A 15626-nucleotide genomic window follows, 5' to 3' on the forward strand; every position below is an offset into this window, starting at 1 on the left:
CTCAGCCGCGATAGGTGACGGCTTTGACGGCCTCGACCACCTCGTCAACGCTCGGCAATGCGAGCTTCTCGAGATTGGCGGCGTAAGGCATCGGCACGTCCTTGCCGGCGATGGTGATGACCGGCGCATCCAGATGATCGAAAGCGCGCTGCGAAACCTGATTGGCGATATGGTCGCCGATCGAATTCTGCGGAAAGCCCTCTTCTACGACCACCAGCCGGTTGGTCTTCTTCACCGATTCAATGATCGTGTCGTAATCGAGTGGACGGATGGTGCGCAGGTCGATGATCTCGGCGTCGATGCCCATCTCGCGCAACTCGGCCTCGGCCTTCAGCACATAGGTCATGCCGATGCCGAAGGACACGATGGTGACGTCCTTGCCCTGCTTGTGGATACGCGCCTTACCGATCGGCAGCACGAAATCATCCAGCTTCGGCACATCGAAGGAATGGCTGTAGAGGATTTCGTTCTCGAGGAAGATCACCGGGTTGGGATCGCGGATCGCGGCCTTGAGCAGACCCTTGGCGTCGGCTGCCGTGTAAGGCATCACGACCTTGAGGCCGGGAATATGGCTGTACCAGGCCGCGTAGCACTGCGAATGCTGGGCGGCGACGCGGGCGGCCGCGCCGTTGGGGCCGCGGAACACGATCGGCGCACCCATCTGGCCGCCGGACATATACAGCGTCTTGGCGGCCGAATTGACGATCTGGTCGATCGCCTGCATGGCGAAGTTGAACGTCATGAATTCGACGATCGGCTTCAGCCCGGCCATCGCCGCGCCGACGCCGACGCCGGCAAAGCCGTGCTCGGTAATTGGCGTATCGACCACGCGGCGGGCGCCGAACTCCTGCAACAAGCCCTGCGTGATCTTGTAGGCGCCCTGATATTCGGCGACTTCCTCGCCCATGACGAAGACGTCCTCGTCGCGGCGCATCTCTTCGGCCATCGCGTCGCGCAGCGCCTCGCGAACCGTCATGGAGACCATTTCGGTACCGGCCGGAATGTCGGGATCGGCAGCGACTTCGACCTTGGGTGCGGCGGGAACCGCTGCGCCTTTGCCGGCCCCATCGACCTGGGCCGACGCAGGCGCCGGAATTTCGGGCTCATTCTTAGCTGCCGACGAGGCAGCGGGAGCCGCCTTGGCCACGTCTTCGGCGCTTTCGCCTTCTCCCAGCAGCACGGCGATCGGCGTGTTTACCTTGACGCCTTCGCTGCCGGCGGGAATCAGGATCTTTCCAAGCGTACCTTCGTCTACGGCTTCGACTTCCATGGTCGCCTTGTCGGTTTCGATTTCAGCGATCACGTCGCCGGGCGCGACCTTGTCACCTTCATTCTTGAGCCATTTGGCAAGGTTGCCCTCTTCCATGGTCGGCGAGAGCGCGGGCATGAGAATTTCGATCGGCATGTCTCTGCCCTCCCCTTACAGCAAGATGTCGGTGTAGAGCTCGGATACATCCGGCTCGGGATCGGTCTGCGCGAACTCCGCGGAATCGGCGACGATGTCGCGCACTTCCCTGTCGATGGCCTTGAGATCGTCCTCGCTCGCCCACTTCTTGTCCAGCAGACGCGCCTTCACCTGCTCGATCGGGTCGTGCTCGGAGCGCATCTTCTGCACTTCCTCCTTCGACCGGTACTTGGCCGGGTCGGACATCGAGTGGCCGCGATAGCGGTAGGTCAGCATCTCGAGGATGATCGGGCCCTTGCCCGAGCGGCACCATTCGGTGGCAAGGTCTCCGGCTGCCTTCACCGCGCGCACATCCATGCCATCGATCTGAATGCCCGGAATCTTGAACGATGACCCGCGCTGCGAAAAATCGGTCTCGGCCGACGAGCGCGTGACGGAGGTGCCCATGGCGTAGCGGTTGTTCTCGATGATGTAGATCACCGGCAGCTTCCACAGCGAGGCCATGTTGAAGCTTTCGTAGACCTGGCCCTGGTTGGCGGCACCATCGCCGAAATAGGTCAGGGTGACATTGTCGTTCCCGCGGTAGCGATTGGCGAATGCCAGGCCGGTGCCAAGCGACACCTGCGCGCCGACGATGCCGTGGCCACCATAGAAATTCTTCTCCTTGGAGAACATGTGCATGGAGCCGCCCTTGCCCTTGGAGTAGCCTCCACGGCGCCCGGTCAGCTCGGCCATCACACCACGCGGCGACATGTCCATCGCAAGCATATGACCATGATCACGATAGGCGGTGATCATCTGGTCACCTTCACGCAGCGACATCTGCATACCGGTGACGACGGCCTCCTGGCCGATATAGAGGTGACAGAAGCCACCGATGAACCCCATGCCGTAGAGCTGACCGGCCTTCTCTTCGAAGCGCCGAATCAACAGCATGTCGCGGTAGGCCTTGAGATCCTGGTCCTTGGTGAATTCCGCGGGCTTGGGCGCCATTGGCGCTGAACTGGGTTTACCGTCCGCTCTGGATTTCGCGGACGCCTTCCTGGCGGCAGAAGCCATGCAACACTCCCTGACAATGTCTCTTTCCGGACATTGGAAGGAGCGCACGCCCCTTCCGATTGAGAGTGAAGCTATCACGCTACGCAGCCTTTCGCCATGCGGAAAATGCATGGCAGGCATGCAGCTAAATGCCTGCAATCATTGATAATATTTACGATTAACCGGGCTCTGGTTAATTCGTCCAATCCGACGAGCGGATGATCGTAACCTCATCCGAATGAGACAGATTCAGCGCCTTGCGGGCCTGCTCGTCCAGCATATCCTTTTCCAAAGTACCGTCATGCAGAAGCTGAACACGCCGCTCAAGCTCGACGCGCTGCGATCTTATCGTATCAAGCTGCGCCTGCAAATCCGCCGCGCGCGCCTGAAGCTGGTACTTGGAATAGATGCCAAGCTCGCCGTGATAGGCATGGAAACCGAAATAGGAGAGAACCAGAATGGCAAGGCTCGGCACGATGAACCGGCCGGTGTTTCTCTCTCGATGCTGACGTGTCCACATGGCGCATTTCCCTTATAGGGATTGTTTTGCGCCATCATGCTTAATGTCCGGTTACGAGCGCTGGAATTCAGCAAACCGGAAAGCGCGATGCGTAAGCCTGCGCAAAGAAAACGCGGGCAGGTTTCCCCGCCCGCGTTTCAGATTTCGCCCTCAGATGATGAGTCGGCCTGCCGTCAGCCTTTCAGGATCGAGCGGCCGGCGTAACGCGCCTGCTTGCCCAGCTCTTCCTCGATGCGGATGAGTTGGTTGTACTTGGCGGTGCGGTCGGAGCGCGCCAGCGAGCCGGTCTTGATCTGCCCGCAATTGGTGGCGACAGCCAGATCGGCGATGGTGGAATCTTCCGTCTCGCCCGAACGATGGGACATGACGGCGGTGTAGGCTGCCTTGTGCGCGGTCTCGACCGCGTCAAGCGTCTCGGTCAGCGTGCCGATCTGGTTGACCTTGACCAGGATCGAATTGGCAACGCCCATGCGGATGCCGTCGCGCAGGCGCGCCGAATTGGTGACGAAGAGATCGTCGCCGACGAGCTGCGCCTTGCTGCCAACGAGGTCGGTCAGGATCTTCCAGCCATCCCAATCGTCCTCTGCCATGCCGTCCTCGATGGAAACGATCGGATAATCGGCCACCAGTTTGGCCAGATACCTGGCCTGGGTCTTGGGATCGCGGGTCTTCTTCTCGCCTTCATAGACGTAGGAACCGTCCTTGAAGAATTCGGTCGCGGCGCAATCCAACGCAATCGCAACATCCTCGCCGGGCTTGTAACCGGCCTTCTCGATCGACTGCATGACGAAGTCGAGCGCGGCCTGCGCGCTCTTCAGGTTCGGCGCGAAACCGCCCTCGTCGCCGACATTGGTGTTGTGCCCGGCATCCTTCAAACCCTTCTTCAGGGTGTGGAAGATTTCCGAACCCCAGCGAACCGCATCGCGCAGCGAGGGCGCGCCAAGCGGCATGATCATGAATTCCTGGAAATCGATCGGGTTGTCGGCATGGGCCCCGCCATTGATGATGTTCATCATCGGCACGGGCAGCACGCGGGCGTTGACGCCGCCCACATAACGATAGAGCGGCAGGTTGGAAGCCACTGCCGCAGCCTTGGCGACAGCAAGCGAAACGCCGAGGGTGGCATTGGCACCCAGCCGGCTCTTGTTGGCGGTGCCATCGAGGTCGATCATCGTCTGATCGATCTCGATCTGATGCTCCGCTTCCATGCCGCCGAGCGCCTCGAAAATCTCGCCATTGACCGCCTCGACCGCGCGCTCGACGCCCTTGCCCAGATAGCGCGGGCCGCCGTCGCGCAGTTCGACCGCTTCATGCGCGCCGGTGGAGGCGCCGGACGGAACCGCCGCGCGACCCATCGAGCCGTCTTCCAGAACCACGTCCACTTCCACGGTCGGATTGCCGCGGCTGTCGAGAATTTCGCGGCCGATGATTTCGATGATGGCGGTCATTGCAGTGTCCCTCGGATGACGGAAAAAGATCGTGCCCTCTTAGCGAAAGGCGATGAAAACGCAATGCGGAACGCTTGGCCGGCGGCAGCGCCGGCTCAACCCGACTTGGCGACGCGGTCGAGCGCGATCAGCTTTTCCAGAAGCGCAGGCATATCCTTCAGCGGCACCATGTTGGGGCCGTCCGACGACGTCGAATTGTCGGGATCCTCATGCGTTTCAATGAAGACGCCGGCTACCCCGACCGCAACCGCGGCGGATGCCAGGGTCTTCACGAAACGCCGCTCGCCACCCGACGAACCGCCCTGCCCGCCCGGCTGCTGCACCGAATGGGTTGCGTCGAAAATCACCGGCGCGCCCATGTCCGCCATGATCGGCAATGCGCGCATATCCGACACCAGCGTGTTGTAGCCGAAGGAGGCGCCGCGTTCGGTGACCAGCACATTTGCGTTGCCGGAGCCCGTGACCTTGCCGATCACATTTTTCATGTCCCAGGGAGCAAGAAACTGTCCCTTCTTCACGTTGACGATCTTGCCGGTCTTCGCCGCGGCCACAAGCAGGTCCGTCTGCCTGCTCATGAAAGCCGGGATTTGCAGCACATCGACCACTTCGCCGACGATCGCGCACTGCTCTTCGGTGTGGACATCGGTCAGAACCGGAATGCCGAATTCCTTGCGCAGATCGGCAAAGACAGGCAGCGCCGCCTCCAGGCCTGCACCTCGTGTCGCGCCCAGCGAGGTGCGGTTCGCCTTGTCGAAGCTCGACTTGTAGACAAGCCCGATGCCCAGCCTTGTCGTCAGCTCCTTCAGCGCGCCCGCCATATCGAAAGCGTGCTGGCGCGACTCGAGCTGGCAAGGGCCGGCGATCAGCGCCAGCGGCGCCCTGTTGTCGAAAACGACATTGCCGACAGTAACTGTCGAGTTCGGCGTGGTCATGAAAACTCCTCGAAAGCGAAAAATGCGCCCTGGCCCGGTGCGGGCGGCACAATCAGGCGTTGGCCGTGGCGGTGATAGTGGATGCCGGTGGCGGCAAGATGACGTTGAGCCTGCGTAAGATCGCGAAGGCCGAATATGACAGCGGCAAGCCGGAGAGCACCGCTCGCGGGAATATCCGGCCCGAATTCATTTGCGAAGGCATCCGGGCCGAGCAAGTCTATATTGGCATTGGGTAATTTTATCCGGATCTTGCTGCCGAAAACTTCCGACGGGGCATTCGTGACTGCCTCGAAGAAGCGCGCATGGCCGGCTGGGTCTGCCGCACTGGCCACCACAGCAGCAATGCGTTGCGCGCCATTGGAATGCGCCTGCAGGGCCGAACGGTCAACCTGCGGGACATTGGCGCGCTCGCAGGTGAAGAAAAACGCCTCCGGTTCGTCTGCCTCTGCTGCAAAAGCGAGCCGAAACGAGGCTTCATCCGCCTTGCCTGAAGCGTCAACAAACGGCCGCGAGAAATCCAGCCTGTCACCCGCAGAAATGCCCGCGCGAACAAAGGCTGCATGATCGTCATCGGCATTTTTCGTGGCGAAGACCGCTGCGGAAAAGCCTTCCTGCCCGTTGCGGGCCCGGAATTGCCTGTCACGCGCCACAAAGGCGTTTCCGGCCTTTACGGCCGCGTCCATCCTGTCGCGATCTCCGGCCGCCAGCGATTCCAAAAAGGTGTCGTCAGAAAAATAGACGCAGACATTCTCGGTTCCGAACGGATGGATGCCCGTGGGGGCCACCGTGAAGCCGAGTGCAGCAAGCCTCTCGCGCGCACCGCCAAGGCTGGCCGTGGGCATGACGAGATGATCGAGAGGACGTTGCGTAGCTGTGTTCATCTGCCCGCCATGTGCACCAAATTTCGTGCAGGTACAAGCGTGGGGCACTCTCTTGCCTGACCCGCCCCGGCCCGCGTCAACCGGCCGAAACTGCTTTCGTCTCCCTCAACAAATTCATTAATATTTAAACGGTTGCGGAACACAACTGGAACAGATAGTGTTTGTTCTGGGTTTGTTTTGGGGCCGATTCTGAGGGGCTGGCGATGCTGACGCGCAAACAACATGAATTGCTTCTCTTCATCCACGAGCGGTTGAAGGAAACCGGTATTCCCCCATCATTCGATGAGATGAAGGAAGCGCTGGACCTTGCCTCAAAATCCGGCATCCATCGCCTGATCACCGCACTGGAAGAGCGCGGTTTCATCCGCAGGTTGCCGAACCGCGCGCGCGCGCTGGAAGTACTGCGCCTGCCCGATTCGATCGCGCCCGGCCTTGCTCCGCAACGCGCCAGATTCTCGCCAAGCGTCATTGAAGGCAGCCTTGGGCGGCGCGCGCCCGAACCCGCCCGAGCTCCCATGGCCGGCAATGACGATGCAGCCAGTGCCGTCTCCATACCGGTCATGGGCCGCATCGCCGCAGGCGTGCCGATCGATGCAATACAGCACAGGACGCACTCCATCTCTGTGCCACCGGAAATGATCATGGGCGGTGAGCATTATGCGCTTGAGGTGAAGGGCGATTCGATGATCGAGGCCGGCATTTTCGATGGCGATACGGTCATCATCCGCAATGCCAACACCGCCAATCCGGGCGAGATCGTGGTGGCGCTGGTGGATGACGAGGAAGCAACGCTGAAGCGTTTCCGGCGCAAGGGTGCGTCCATTGCGCTCGAAGCGGCCAATCCCGCCTATGAGACCCGTATCTTTGGCCCGGACCGGGTCAAGGTTCAAGGCAGACTGGTCGGCCTTATCCGTCGCTACTAAGTGCCGGTTATCCCCCGGTTGCCGGCCGGCGCTTCAGTCGCCGGTCATATGTTTGGTAGTCGCTTGTTGCGATCTGGGTGTCCGGTATCGTGTTTGAACGTTCTTTTTAGCGAGCGACGGTTTTTGCTTGTAAGGCGGCTTGCCGCGCGCTTCGCGTGAAAACTGACGCTGCATATGCCAGGGCCGATAAGGCTCGCTCAGTGCGAAACGAATCTCGGCTTTTTGACCTTCCGGCGAAAGGTAGATTGCGGCACTTCCGAATTTCGCCAGTTCGCGTTTCGTGACGATCAGGGGCGGATCGGCCGCACAGACATTTTTGACCGTGGCATCGTCGACCACGATAAGGCTGGCATAGTCGCAGGCTTGGCGCGCGATGTTCCTGTTCATCGCATGAACAATGATCGCCCCGGAACCGTGCTCGGCAATGCATAGCCCGTCATGGCAATCGAAGCCGCCCGCGGAAGGTGTGCGGTTCCCCGCCTTCATGCTGTCTATCGGCCCAACGATTTTCTCCGTCCGCAGTGCACGCTTCCAGTCTTCGATTGTGAAGGTGTTCGGCCGCGGTCTGTTCACGGCCAGTTCTTCCCCACCGATGGCGACACCGACCAGCCTGCCATCTTCGGAGACAAGAACGTCGGGAGTGCGCACATCTGTGAGCGTGATGAGGCCGGCAAGGGCGAAGGGCACCGCCAGAATCCGCAACCATGTCGTCGTCATGGTGGCAACGACCAGCGCAATCGTAAGCAGGATAAGCGACTGCAATGAGATGAGACCGATGCCGTCGATCGGCGAACGTTCCGAAATCCACTGGGACACGGCGATCATGATGGTCAGGCCCTTGCCCATCACATAGAAGAACGGCGCATCGAGCCCCAGCGGCATGGCGAGCGAGCCCAGAACGCCGAAAGGCATCACAAGAAGGGAGACGCTCGGCATCACGGCGAGGTTCGCGATCAGGCTGAGCGGGGAAACACGCTGGAAGTGGTAGGCGCCGAAGGCAGTCGTCGCGAGGCCGGCGACCAGCGAGGTCATCAACAGCGCGCCGATCGCGCCGAGCCCCTTGTGCAGTATCGCCAAGGGCAGGGATCGGGTGCCTGCAGGCGGCGCGCGCTTGCGGGCGTGGCGACGCTGCGACCACATCGCATAGGCCGCGACCAGCGCAGCAGTCGCCGCAAACGACATCTGGAAGCTCGGCCCGACAACCTCATGCGGCGAGATCACGATAATGACGAGCGCCGAAATCGCCAGATTGCGCGTCGTCAGCGCGCCACGGTCGAACAGCAAGGCGGTCAGCATGATGGCCAGCATGAGAAAGCTTCGCTGCGCAGCCACCTCTCCCCCCGAAATGAAAAGATAGCCGGCAATCGCCAGCAAGGCCGCACCGGCTGCATATTTCTTGACCGGGTGACGGGAGGCAAACCCCGGAAACAGCGCAAGCATCACGCGCAACAGGCTCATCACGGTTCCAGCGACCAGCGCCATGTGCAGTCCTGAAATGGAGATGATGTGATAGATGCCGGTGCGCCGCATCGCTTCATTGATGTCTTCGGGAATTCCGGCGCGGATGCCCACCACAAGGGCAGCCGCGATTTCCCCTTCGGGTCCGCCGATATGCACTCGTATCCGGTCGGCGATAGCGTTGCGGAGGTTTTCCACGCCGTTGAAGAATTTCGTATTTGCCGACAGCGCCTCCGCTCCGGCCGATAATGTCGGCCCGGTCAGGAAGAAGCCGCTTGCGCCGATGCCATCGAAATAGCTCCTGAACGAAAAATCATAGCTTTCGGGTCGGACCGGCCCCGATGGCGGCATCAACCGCACCGCGCCCTCGATCTGGGACCCCACCATGAGCGCGGGCGGGATTTTCCGCGCCGAGACGCGTACGCGCTCTGGTGCGTAGCGCAGTTTGGGTTTCGCAGTCGCCACCACGTCGATCGTCAGCCGCACACGCCCATTGGCCATATGGTCGATTTCAACGACACGCCCGGTCAGTCTCGTGGAAATCTCGCCGCCGAGCATGGCAGTGCCCGCGCGCCAGGTCTCCACCTTGGCCACCAGCCCCCCAAGCAGGCACACCAACACGGCCGTTGCCATTAAGCGTGTCATCTGATGCCGCGCCGGCACCAGCCGCAGAAGCAGAGCTATCACCAGGGTTCCGCCAATCATCGGCTGGAAGGCCGGCTCATATGGAAATCCGTAATAAAGGACAGCGCCGAGACCGAGGAAGACCGGAACGAACAGGAAGGGCGTGCCGCGATCCAGTTCGAGCGCCAGCGCGGCTGTCACGGCGCGAGAAAACATGCGGCAGGCTCGGGCCATTTTTGGCAGAAGCACGCCGGCAATGATGTGAGGACGAAAAACCGACGGCGGACTGCGCGGGATTGCGTCGGGAACCGGCAGCGACTCAGGTCGGGCAGGCACGAGAGCGGCTTCGGGCGCGAAAAGCTCCCGCTCACTTACCTCGCCCGACGCCTGATCGCGCGTCATGCAAGCCCCCCTTTTTCGAGCCGGGTCGTCTCCCCAACCTCCGTCAGCGACAGGCCCAGCCCCTTGCGCCCTAGACGCTCTATGCTACATGAACGCTACCGAATTTCCATGCGCCGCCGCTTTGACAGCGCGAACCCGTTTCTTCCACCTGGAACCACCATGTCCGACAAAGTCGTAACCCGTTTCGCCCCCTCACCCACCGGTTTCCTGCACATTGGCGGCGCCCGCACCGCGCTGTTCAACTGGCTCTACGCCCGCCACACCGGCGGCGCGATGTTGCTGCGCATCGAGGACACCGACCGCGAGCGCTCGACGGAAGCCGCAACGGCCGCGATCCTCGACGGTCTCCGCTGGCTTGGCCTTACCTGGGAGGGCGAGCCAGTTTCGCAGTTCGAGCGTGCGCCGCGTCATCGCGAGGTCGCCGAGGAACTGGTGCGGATGGGCAAGGCCTATTATTGCTATGCCACGCCTGAGGAACTGAACGAGATGCGTGAGAAGGCGCGCGCCGAAGGCCGCCCGCCGCGCTACGATGGCCGCTGGCGTGACCGCGATGCGTCCGAGGCTCCGGCCGGCGTCAAGCCGGCCATCCGCATCAAGGCCCCGACCGAAGGTGAAACCGTGGTTCGCGACAGCGTGCAGGGCGAAGTCCGTTTTCCTAACAAGGATCTGGACGACTTCATCATCCTGCGCTCCGACGGCAATCCTACCTATATGCATGCCGTGGTGGTGGACGATCACGACATGGGCGTCACCCACATCATTCGCGGCGACGACCATCTGACCAACGCCGCGCGCCAGACCGTCATTTATAACGCGATGGGCTGGAACGTGCCGCAGATGGCGCATATTCCGCTGATCCATGGCGCCGACGGCGCCAAGCTCTCCAAGCGGCATGGTGCGCTCGGCGTCGAGGCCTATCGCGCCATGGGCTACCTGCCGGAGGCACTGCTCAACTATCTGGCGCGCTTGGGCTGGAGCCATGGCGACGATGAGGTGATGTCGGTCGAGGACATGATCCGCTGGTTCGACATCGTCGATGTCAACAAGGGCGCATCACGCTTCGACTTCCAGAAGCTGGAAGCGTTGAACGGCCTGTATATGCGCAAGATGGACGATGCCGAACTGTTCGACATCTTCATCGCCACCCTGCCCCATCTGGAAAACGGCGCCCCGATAATTGCCGGGCTGAACGAGAACACGAAAGCCCAGCTTCTTGCCGCGTTGCCGGGCCTCAAGGAGCGCGCCAAGACGTTGATCGAGCTTGCCGATGGTGCGGCCTTCCTGTTCGCCCGGCGCCCGCTGTCGCTCGACGAAAAGGCGGCATCGCTGGTCGGTGAAAAACCCCACACCGTGCTTTCGGGCGCATTCGATGCCCTCAAGAATGTGAATGATTGGTCGGCGGCCTCGACCGAAGCCGCAATCCGCGAATTTGCAATCCGCAGCGAGGTCAAGCTGGGGGCCGTGGCGCAGCCGCTGCGCGCGGCTTTGACGGGGCGCAGCACCTCGCCCGGTGTGTTCGACGTGCTCGCCGTTCTCGGTCGCGAAGAAAGCCTCGCGCGCATTTCCGATCAAATCGATTAACCTGTCGCGGCCCTCTCGATTGGCATTGCAACAAGCCTGCTGCGGTGCAACATAAGCCGATTGCAGAACTTGGCAGGCACCGGGAAATGCGTTAGCAAAAACCCGCATTTCGAATGCCGGATTTCTGGCATTGAAGCGTGGGGCCCGCCGTTTCGTGGGACAGAAAACAAAGGAAATTTGCAATGACCGATTCTACAGCCAAGCTGGAATTTGCTGGTAAAACCCACGAATTCAAAGTGCGAAGTGGCTCGGTCGGACCAGATGTCATCGACATCGGAGCGCTCTACAAGGACACGGGTGCTTTCACCTACGATCCTGGCTTCACCTCGACCGCAAGCTGTGAATCGGAGATCACCTATATCGACGGCGACGCTGGCGTTCTGCTTCATCGCGGCTATCCGATTGACCAGCTCGCCGAGCATGGCGACTTCCTGGAAGTCTGCTACCTGCTGCTCTATGGCGAGCTGCCGACCAAGGCGCAGAAGGAAGATTTCGACCAACGCGTCACGCGCCACACCATGGTGCACGAGCAGCTGCCGCGCTTCTTCTCCGGCTTCCGCCGCGACGCACACCCCATGGCGGTGATGTGCGGCGTCGTCGGCGCGCTCTCGGCCTTCTATCACGACTCGACCGACATTTCCGATCCGCATCAGCGCATGGTCGCTTCGATCCGCCTGATCGCCAAGATGCCGACCATCGCGGCGATGGCGTATAAATATTATATCGGCCAGCCGTTCGTGTACCCCAAGAACGAGTTGAACTTCGCCGCGAATTTCCTGCATATGTGCTTTGCGGTGCCGTGCGAAGACTACAAGGTCAATCCGGTTCTGGCGCGCGCCATGGAGCGCATCTTCATCCTGCACGCCGACCACGAGCAGAATGCCTCGACCTCGACCGTGCGTCTGGCCGGTTCGTCGGGCGCCAACCCGTTCGCCTGCATCGCCGCAGGCATCGCCTGCCTGTGGGGTCCCGCGCATGGCGGCGCCAATGAAGCTGCGCTGAACATGCTGGCTGAAATCGGCACTGTCGATCGCATCCCCGAATTCATCGCCCGCGCCAAGGACAAGAACGATCCGTTCCGCCTGATGGGCTTTGGCCACCGGGTCTACAAGAACTACGATCCGCGCGCCAAGATCATGCAGAAGACCACGCATGAGGTGCTGGGCGAACTCGGCATCAAGGACGATCCGCTGCTCGACGTTGCGATGGAACTGGAGAAGATCGCTCTTACCGACGAGTATTTCATCGAGAAGAAGCTCTATCCGAACATCGACTTCTATTCCGGCATCACCCTGAAGGCGCTGGGATTCCCAACCGCCATGTTCACCGTGCTGTTCGCCGTTGCGCGCACAGTCGGCTGGATCGCGCAGTGGAAGGAAATGATCGAGGATCCGCATCAGAAGATCGGCCGCCCGCGCCAGCTTTACACCGGCTATGCGGAACGCGACTACGTGCCGATCGCCAAGCGCTGATCGGAATTGCCTTCAACGAAAAAGCGCCCTTCGCGGGCGCTTTTTTTATGATGGTTATCTGGTCGAGGCTTTTTCCATTTCGGCAAGCACCGCCTCGGCGGCGATTTCGCCAGATGGCTGCGTGGTTGCCATGCGGCGCGCGACCTCCCCGAACCCTTCCCGCTGCCAGCCGCGATAATCGGTATCGGCAAACAGAGCCTCGATATGGCGCGCGAGGTTTTGCGGCCGTACATAGCGGTCATAGAATTCCGGGACGATCGGCCGGTCCGCGATCAGGTTCGGCAGCAGGGCCGACCAGACCGTCACCATTCCCTGCGCCATTCGCGCGATGGAATCGAGCTTGTAGCATGACACCATCGGCACGCGCGACAGCGCCAGTTCGAGCGACACCGTGCCGGATGCGATCAGGGCGGCATCCGCTTCGCCAAAAGCTTGCCACTTGCGGGCTGGCTCCAGTATGATCTCCGGCTTCTGGTCCCAACCGGCAATGCCTGCTTCTACGAGTTCGGCGATGTGCGGGACGGTCGGCAAAAGCAGCCGCAGGGCGTGGCCGCGCGCACGCAGGGCGGCAACCGTCTGTCCGAACGGCTCCAGCAACCGCCGGACCTCTCCCCGACGCGAACCCGGCAGCAGCAGCAGTGTCTTTTCACGGGCATCGGACAAATCGCGCGGCTGCGACTGAACAGCGGCCGCGGACAGGACGCCTGGATCCTGCGCCAGCCTGTGACCGACATAGGTGCCCGTGGGGCCACCCAGTCTTTCCAACTCCGCCGCCTCGAATGGCAGGATGCACAGCACCCTGTCGACATGCGGCCGCATGGCCTTCGCGCGGCTGGGCCGCCATGCCCAGACGCTGGGACAGACATAATGAACGATCGGGATGTCCGGGTTCAGCTTGCGCACCTTCGCCGTCACGCGCAGGGCGAAATCCGGACTATCGATGGTGACGAGGCAGTCGGGTTTTGCATCGGCAATGGCCCGCGCCGTTTCGCCAATTCGCCGGATCAGCCGCGGCAGATCCCGCACGATCGCGCTGATGCCCATCAGTGCGATTTCAGAACCGTCGAAAAGCGGGTTCAGCCCCAGCGCCTGCAAATGGCGACCGCCGACACCGACAAGCTCAACGTCGCGGCCCGTCTTGTGCCGCAAGGCACGAACCAGATCAGCACCCAGAAGGTCGCCGGATTCCTCTCCCGCCACGATTGCGATCTTCAGCGGCCTGGTCCCCGTCATTCATGCGTCCCGGCTGGCAGGCCGATCACGAAAATCCCGAGTTCGTCGGCGCGCTCGATCATCGGGCCGAAATCCAGGACCAGCGAACTGCCCGCTTCCACGCCAATCCCGGCAAGACCGGCTGCATAAGCGCCATCAATGGTCTTTGGCCCTATGGTCGGCAGATCCGTGCGCTTTTCCTGCCCCGGCTTGGAGCATTTCACCAGAACCCCTCTCCTCTTGCCTGCGAGGCGGCCATGGTCACGCATGTCGGCTACGCGCGCAAGCAGGCAATCGGTTCCTTCAATGCCCTCCAGCGCGATGACCCGGCCGCCTATCGAGACCGCACCTTGCCCGATATCCAGCCTGCCGATGGCAAGTGCCGCCTCCAGGGCGGCATCCAGATCACGTCGATCGCTTTTCAGCGGCGCGGTGCGGGTCATCAGCCCTTCCGGTGCAAGAATGTCCGGCACAACCTCATGCGCGCCGACCACCCTGAACCCGTAGTCTTCCAGCCCGCGCACCAGAACGCGCAGGAGCCCGTCATCACCGCGCGCGAGGGCGGATATGGCTTTCGGCAATATACGCAAAAGCGTGAAGCTCGGCCGGATGGCGCGCCAGTTTGGCCTGCGATCGACCCCGCCCGCCAACACGATATGCGTTACCTTGTGCCGGCGCATGACCGGCACGAGATCGGCGAAATTCTCCAGCGCCAGCACTTCGTGCTCGCAGGACGTGAGTACCGAATCGCGGTCGGCCTCATCTTCGATCAGCGCCACGAAAGGTGTGTGGCCAGCGGCCAGCAGCCGCTCCGCCACATTGATCGGCAGCTTTCCGCTTCCCGCCACGATGCCCACCCGGTCGCCGGGTGTGAGTTGGATCGGCAGTTTCTGGTCAGCCCTGGTCGTCGGCGTCGTCATCGACGGCACCTTTCAACGGGGGAACGGTATACAGACGCTTGCCGCGGTCCCTGATGAAATCGACCATCTCCATGGCGATGGGGGAGCCGGCAAACTCGCTCTGGGCGATTTCGATATTCTCGCTCACCGGGCGACTGCGGTCGAACAGCGTCTTGTATGCGCGACGAAGGATCAGCATGTCGCTTCTCGTCATGCCCGAGCGACGCAGGCCCACGACATTGAGGCCCCGCAGCTTGGCGCGGTTGCCCATCGCGAGCGTGAAAGGCAGCACATCGCCGATGACCATCGAGCCGCCGGCCAGAAAAGCGCCGCGGCCGACACGCACGAACTGATGCACCCCGGTCAGGCCACCGATGCCGACATTGTCGCCAAGCTCTACATGCCCGGCAAGCATGGCGCCGGCAGCCATCGTTATATTGTTGCCGAGCACGCAATCGTGGCCCACATGGGTGTAGGTCAGAAAGGTGCAGTTGCTGCCGATGGTCGTGGCGCCACGGGCATTGTCGGTGCCGACATGCATCGTGACATATTCACGGATCGTGCAGTTGTCGCCGATGGTCAGCGTGGTGCGGCCGCCCTTGTGGGCGTTGTTCTGCGGCGGTCCGCCCAGCGCAGCCTGCGGATGGATGCTGCAGCCCGAACCTATCGTGGTAGCGCCTGAAATAGCGACATGACTGACGAGACGCGTACCGTCGCCAATGCTTACCTCAGGCCCGACATGACAGAACGGCCCGACATGAACATTGGCGCCGAGCTGCGCTCCGTCTTCGACAACGGCGGACGGATGAATGAAAGTCTCTGTTTGCATAA

Annotated in this window: 13 protein-coding genes; 3 read left to right on the forward strand and 10 right to left on the reverse strand. The window is 61.7% G+C overall.

The genetic code is table 11. The features are described from left to right. Position 1 precedes the first annotated feature (1 nt). From C7441_RS03540 to C7441_RS03565, 6 genes are all read right to left on the reverse strand, one after another. Positions 2-1405 (reverse strand): pyruvate dehydrogenase complex E1 component subunit beta, encoded by a 1404-nt coding sequence (locus tag C7441_RS03540; protein WP_109611733.1) that lies wholly within the window; start codon positions 1403-1405, stop codon positions 2-4. Between the two features lie 15 nt (positions 1406-1420). Further along, positions 1421-2464, reverse strand: coding sequence for a pyruvate dehydrogenase (acetyl-transferring) E1 component subunit alpha (gene pdhA, locus C7441_RS03545; RefSeq protein ID WP_026060656.1), 1044 nt, complete (start codon positions 2462-2464; stop codon positions 1421-1423). Between the two features lie 172 nt (positions 2465-2636). Beyond that, a complete protein-coding gene (locus C7441_RS03550; RefSeq protein WP_019173447.1) occupies positions 2637-2963 on the reverse strand; it encodes an FtsB family cell division protein in 327 nt (108 codons plus the stop codon). Positions 2964-3136: 173 nt separating this feature from the next. Then, positions 3137-4411: a phosphopyruvate hydratase gene (gene eno / locus C7441_RS03555; RefSeq protein ID WP_109611734.1), complete on the reverse strand. Its 1275-nt coding sequence runs from the start codon at positions 4409-4411 to the stop codon at positions 3137-3139. A gap of 95 nt (positions 4412-4506) precedes the next feature. After that, positions 4507-5343, reverse strand: a complete 837-nt coding sequence (gene kdsA, locus C7441_RS03560; RefSeq protein ID WP_109611735.1) for a 3-deoxy-8-phosphooctulonate synthase — start codon at positions 5341-5343, stop codon at positions 4507-4509. Beyond that, positions 5340-6224 carry a VOC family protein gene (locus C7441_RS03565; protein WP_109611736.1) on the reverse strand — a complete coding sequence of 295 codons (885 nt, stop codon included), beginning with the start codon at positions 6222-6224 and terminating at the stop codon, positions 5340-5342. The genes kdsA and C7441_RS03565 overlap by 4 nt, the downstream gene beginning before the upstream one ends. 203 nt (positions 6225-6427) lie before the next feature. Here C7441_RS03565 and lexA point away from each other — a divergent pair, with 203 nt between their 5' ends. Next, complete coding sequence (gene lexA / locus C7441_RS03570) at positions 6428-7147, forward strand: transcriptional repressor LexA (RefSeq protein ID WP_109611737.1); 720 nt, start codon at positions 6428-6430, stop codon at positions 7145-7147. 33 nt (positions 7148-7180) lie between these two features. Here lexA and C7441_RS03575 read toward each other — a convergent pair whose 3' ends face one another. Beyond that, the gene (locus tag C7441_RS03575) at positions 7181-9445 is read right to left on the reverse strand and encodes a ComEC/Rec2 family competence protein (RefSeq protein ID WP_244916052.1); all 2265 of its coding nucleotides are present in this window, start codon (positions 9443-9445) and stop codon (positions 7181-7183) included. A 345-nt stretch (positions 9446-9790) separates the two neighbouring features. Between C7441_RS03575 and gltX the strand changes: the two genes are divergently transcribed. Together gltX and gltA are read left to right on the forward strand one after the other, a co-directional pair. After that, complete coding sequence (gene gltX / locus C7441_RS03580) at positions 9791-11212, forward strand: glutamate--tRNA ligase (RefSeq protein ID WP_109611912.1); 1422 nt, start codon at positions 9791-9793, stop codon at positions 11210-11212. Between the two features lie 182 nt (positions 11213-11394). Beyond that, entirely contained in the window at positions 11395-12684 is a 1290-nt protein-coding gene (gene gltA, locus C7441_RS03585; RefSeq protein ID WP_019173441.1) for a citrate synthase, read from the forward strand. Between the two features lie 54 nt (positions 12685-12738). Here the strand turns inward: gltA and lpxB are convergent, their stop codons facing one another. From lpxB to lpxA, 3 genes are read right to left on the reverse strand one after another with little or no spacing between them, the layout of a single operon-like run. Beyond that, positions 12739-13917: a lipid-A-disaccharide synthase gene (gene lpxB / locus C7441_RS03590; protein ID WP_109611739.1), complete on the reverse strand. Its 1179-nt coding sequence runs from the start codon at positions 13915-13917 to the stop codon at positions 12739-12741. After that, positions 13914-14816, reverse strand: a complete 903-nt coding sequence (locus C7441_RS03595; RefSeq protein ID WP_109611740.1) for an LpxI family protein — start codon at positions 14814-14816, stop codon at positions 13914-13916. The genes lpxB and C7441_RS03595 overlap by 4 nt, the downstream gene beginning before the upstream one ends. Then, positions 14791-15624, reverse strand: a complete 834-nt coding sequence (gene lpxA / locus C7441_RS03600; RefSeq protein WP_109611741.1) for an acyl-ACP--UDP-N-acetylglucosamine O-acyltransferase — start codon at positions 15622-15624, stop codon at positions 14791-14793. Before lpxA ends, C7441_RS03595 begins: the two co-directional genes overlap by 26 nt. Positions 15625-15626 lie beyond the last annotated feature (2 nt).

The organism is Pseudaminobacter salicylatoxidans, from assembly GCF_003148475.1.
Taxonomy (GTDB): domain Bacteria; phylum Pseudomonadota; class Alphaproteobacteria; order Rhizobiales; family Rhizobiaceae; genus Pseudaminobacter; species Pseudaminobacter salicylatoxidans.

Coding starts and splice junctions, on each gene's coding strand:
- lexA (WP_109611737.1), top strand. CDS start 6,428: ATGCTGACGCGCAAACAACATGAATTGCTTCTCTTCATCCACGAGCGG.
- lpxB (WP_109611739.1), bottom strand. CDS start 13,917: ATGACGGGGACCAGGCCGCTGAAGATCGCAATCGTGGCGGGAGAGGAA.
- C7441_RS03575 (WP_244916052.1), bottom strand. CDS start 9,445: ATGTTTTCTCGCGCCGTGACAGCCGCGCTGGCGCTCGAACTGGATCGC.
- C7441_RS03540 (WP_109611733.1), bottom strand. CDS start 1,405: ATGCCGATCGAAATTCTCATGCCCGCGCTCTCGCCGACCATGGAAGAG.
- lpxA (WP_109611741.1), bottom strand. CDS start 15,624: ATGCAAACAGAGACTTTCATTCATCCGTCCGCCGTTGTCGAAGACGGA.
- C7441_RS03565 (WP_109611736.1), bottom strand. CDS start 6,224: ATGAACACAGCTACGCAACGTCCTCTCGATCATCTCGTCATGCCCACG.
- C7441_RS03595 (WP_109611740.1), bottom strand. CDS start 14,816: ATGACGACGCCGACGACCAGGGCTGACCAGAAACTGCCGATCCAACTC.
- pdhA (WP_026060656.1), bottom strand. CDS start 2,464: ATGGCTTCTGCCGCCAGGAAGGCGTCCGCGAAATCCAGAGCGGACGGT.
- gltA (WP_019173441.1), top strand. CDS start 11,395: ATGACCGATTCTACAGCCAAGCTGGAATTTGCTGGTAAAACCCACGAA.
- eno (WP_109611734.1), bottom strand. CDS start 4,411: ATGACCGCCATCATCGAAATCATCGGCCGCGAAATTCTCGACAGCCGC.
- kdsA (WP_109611735.1), bottom strand. CDS start 5,343: ATGACCACGCCGAACTCGACAGTTACTGTCGGCAATGTCGTTTTCGAC.
- C7441_RS03550 (WP_019173447.1), bottom strand. CDS start 2,963: ATGTGGACACGTCAGCATCGAGAGAGAAACACCGGCCGGTTCATCGTG.
- gltX (WP_109611912.1), top strand. CDS start 9,791: ATGTCCGACAAAGTCGTAACCCGTTTCGCCCCCTCACCCACCGGTTTC.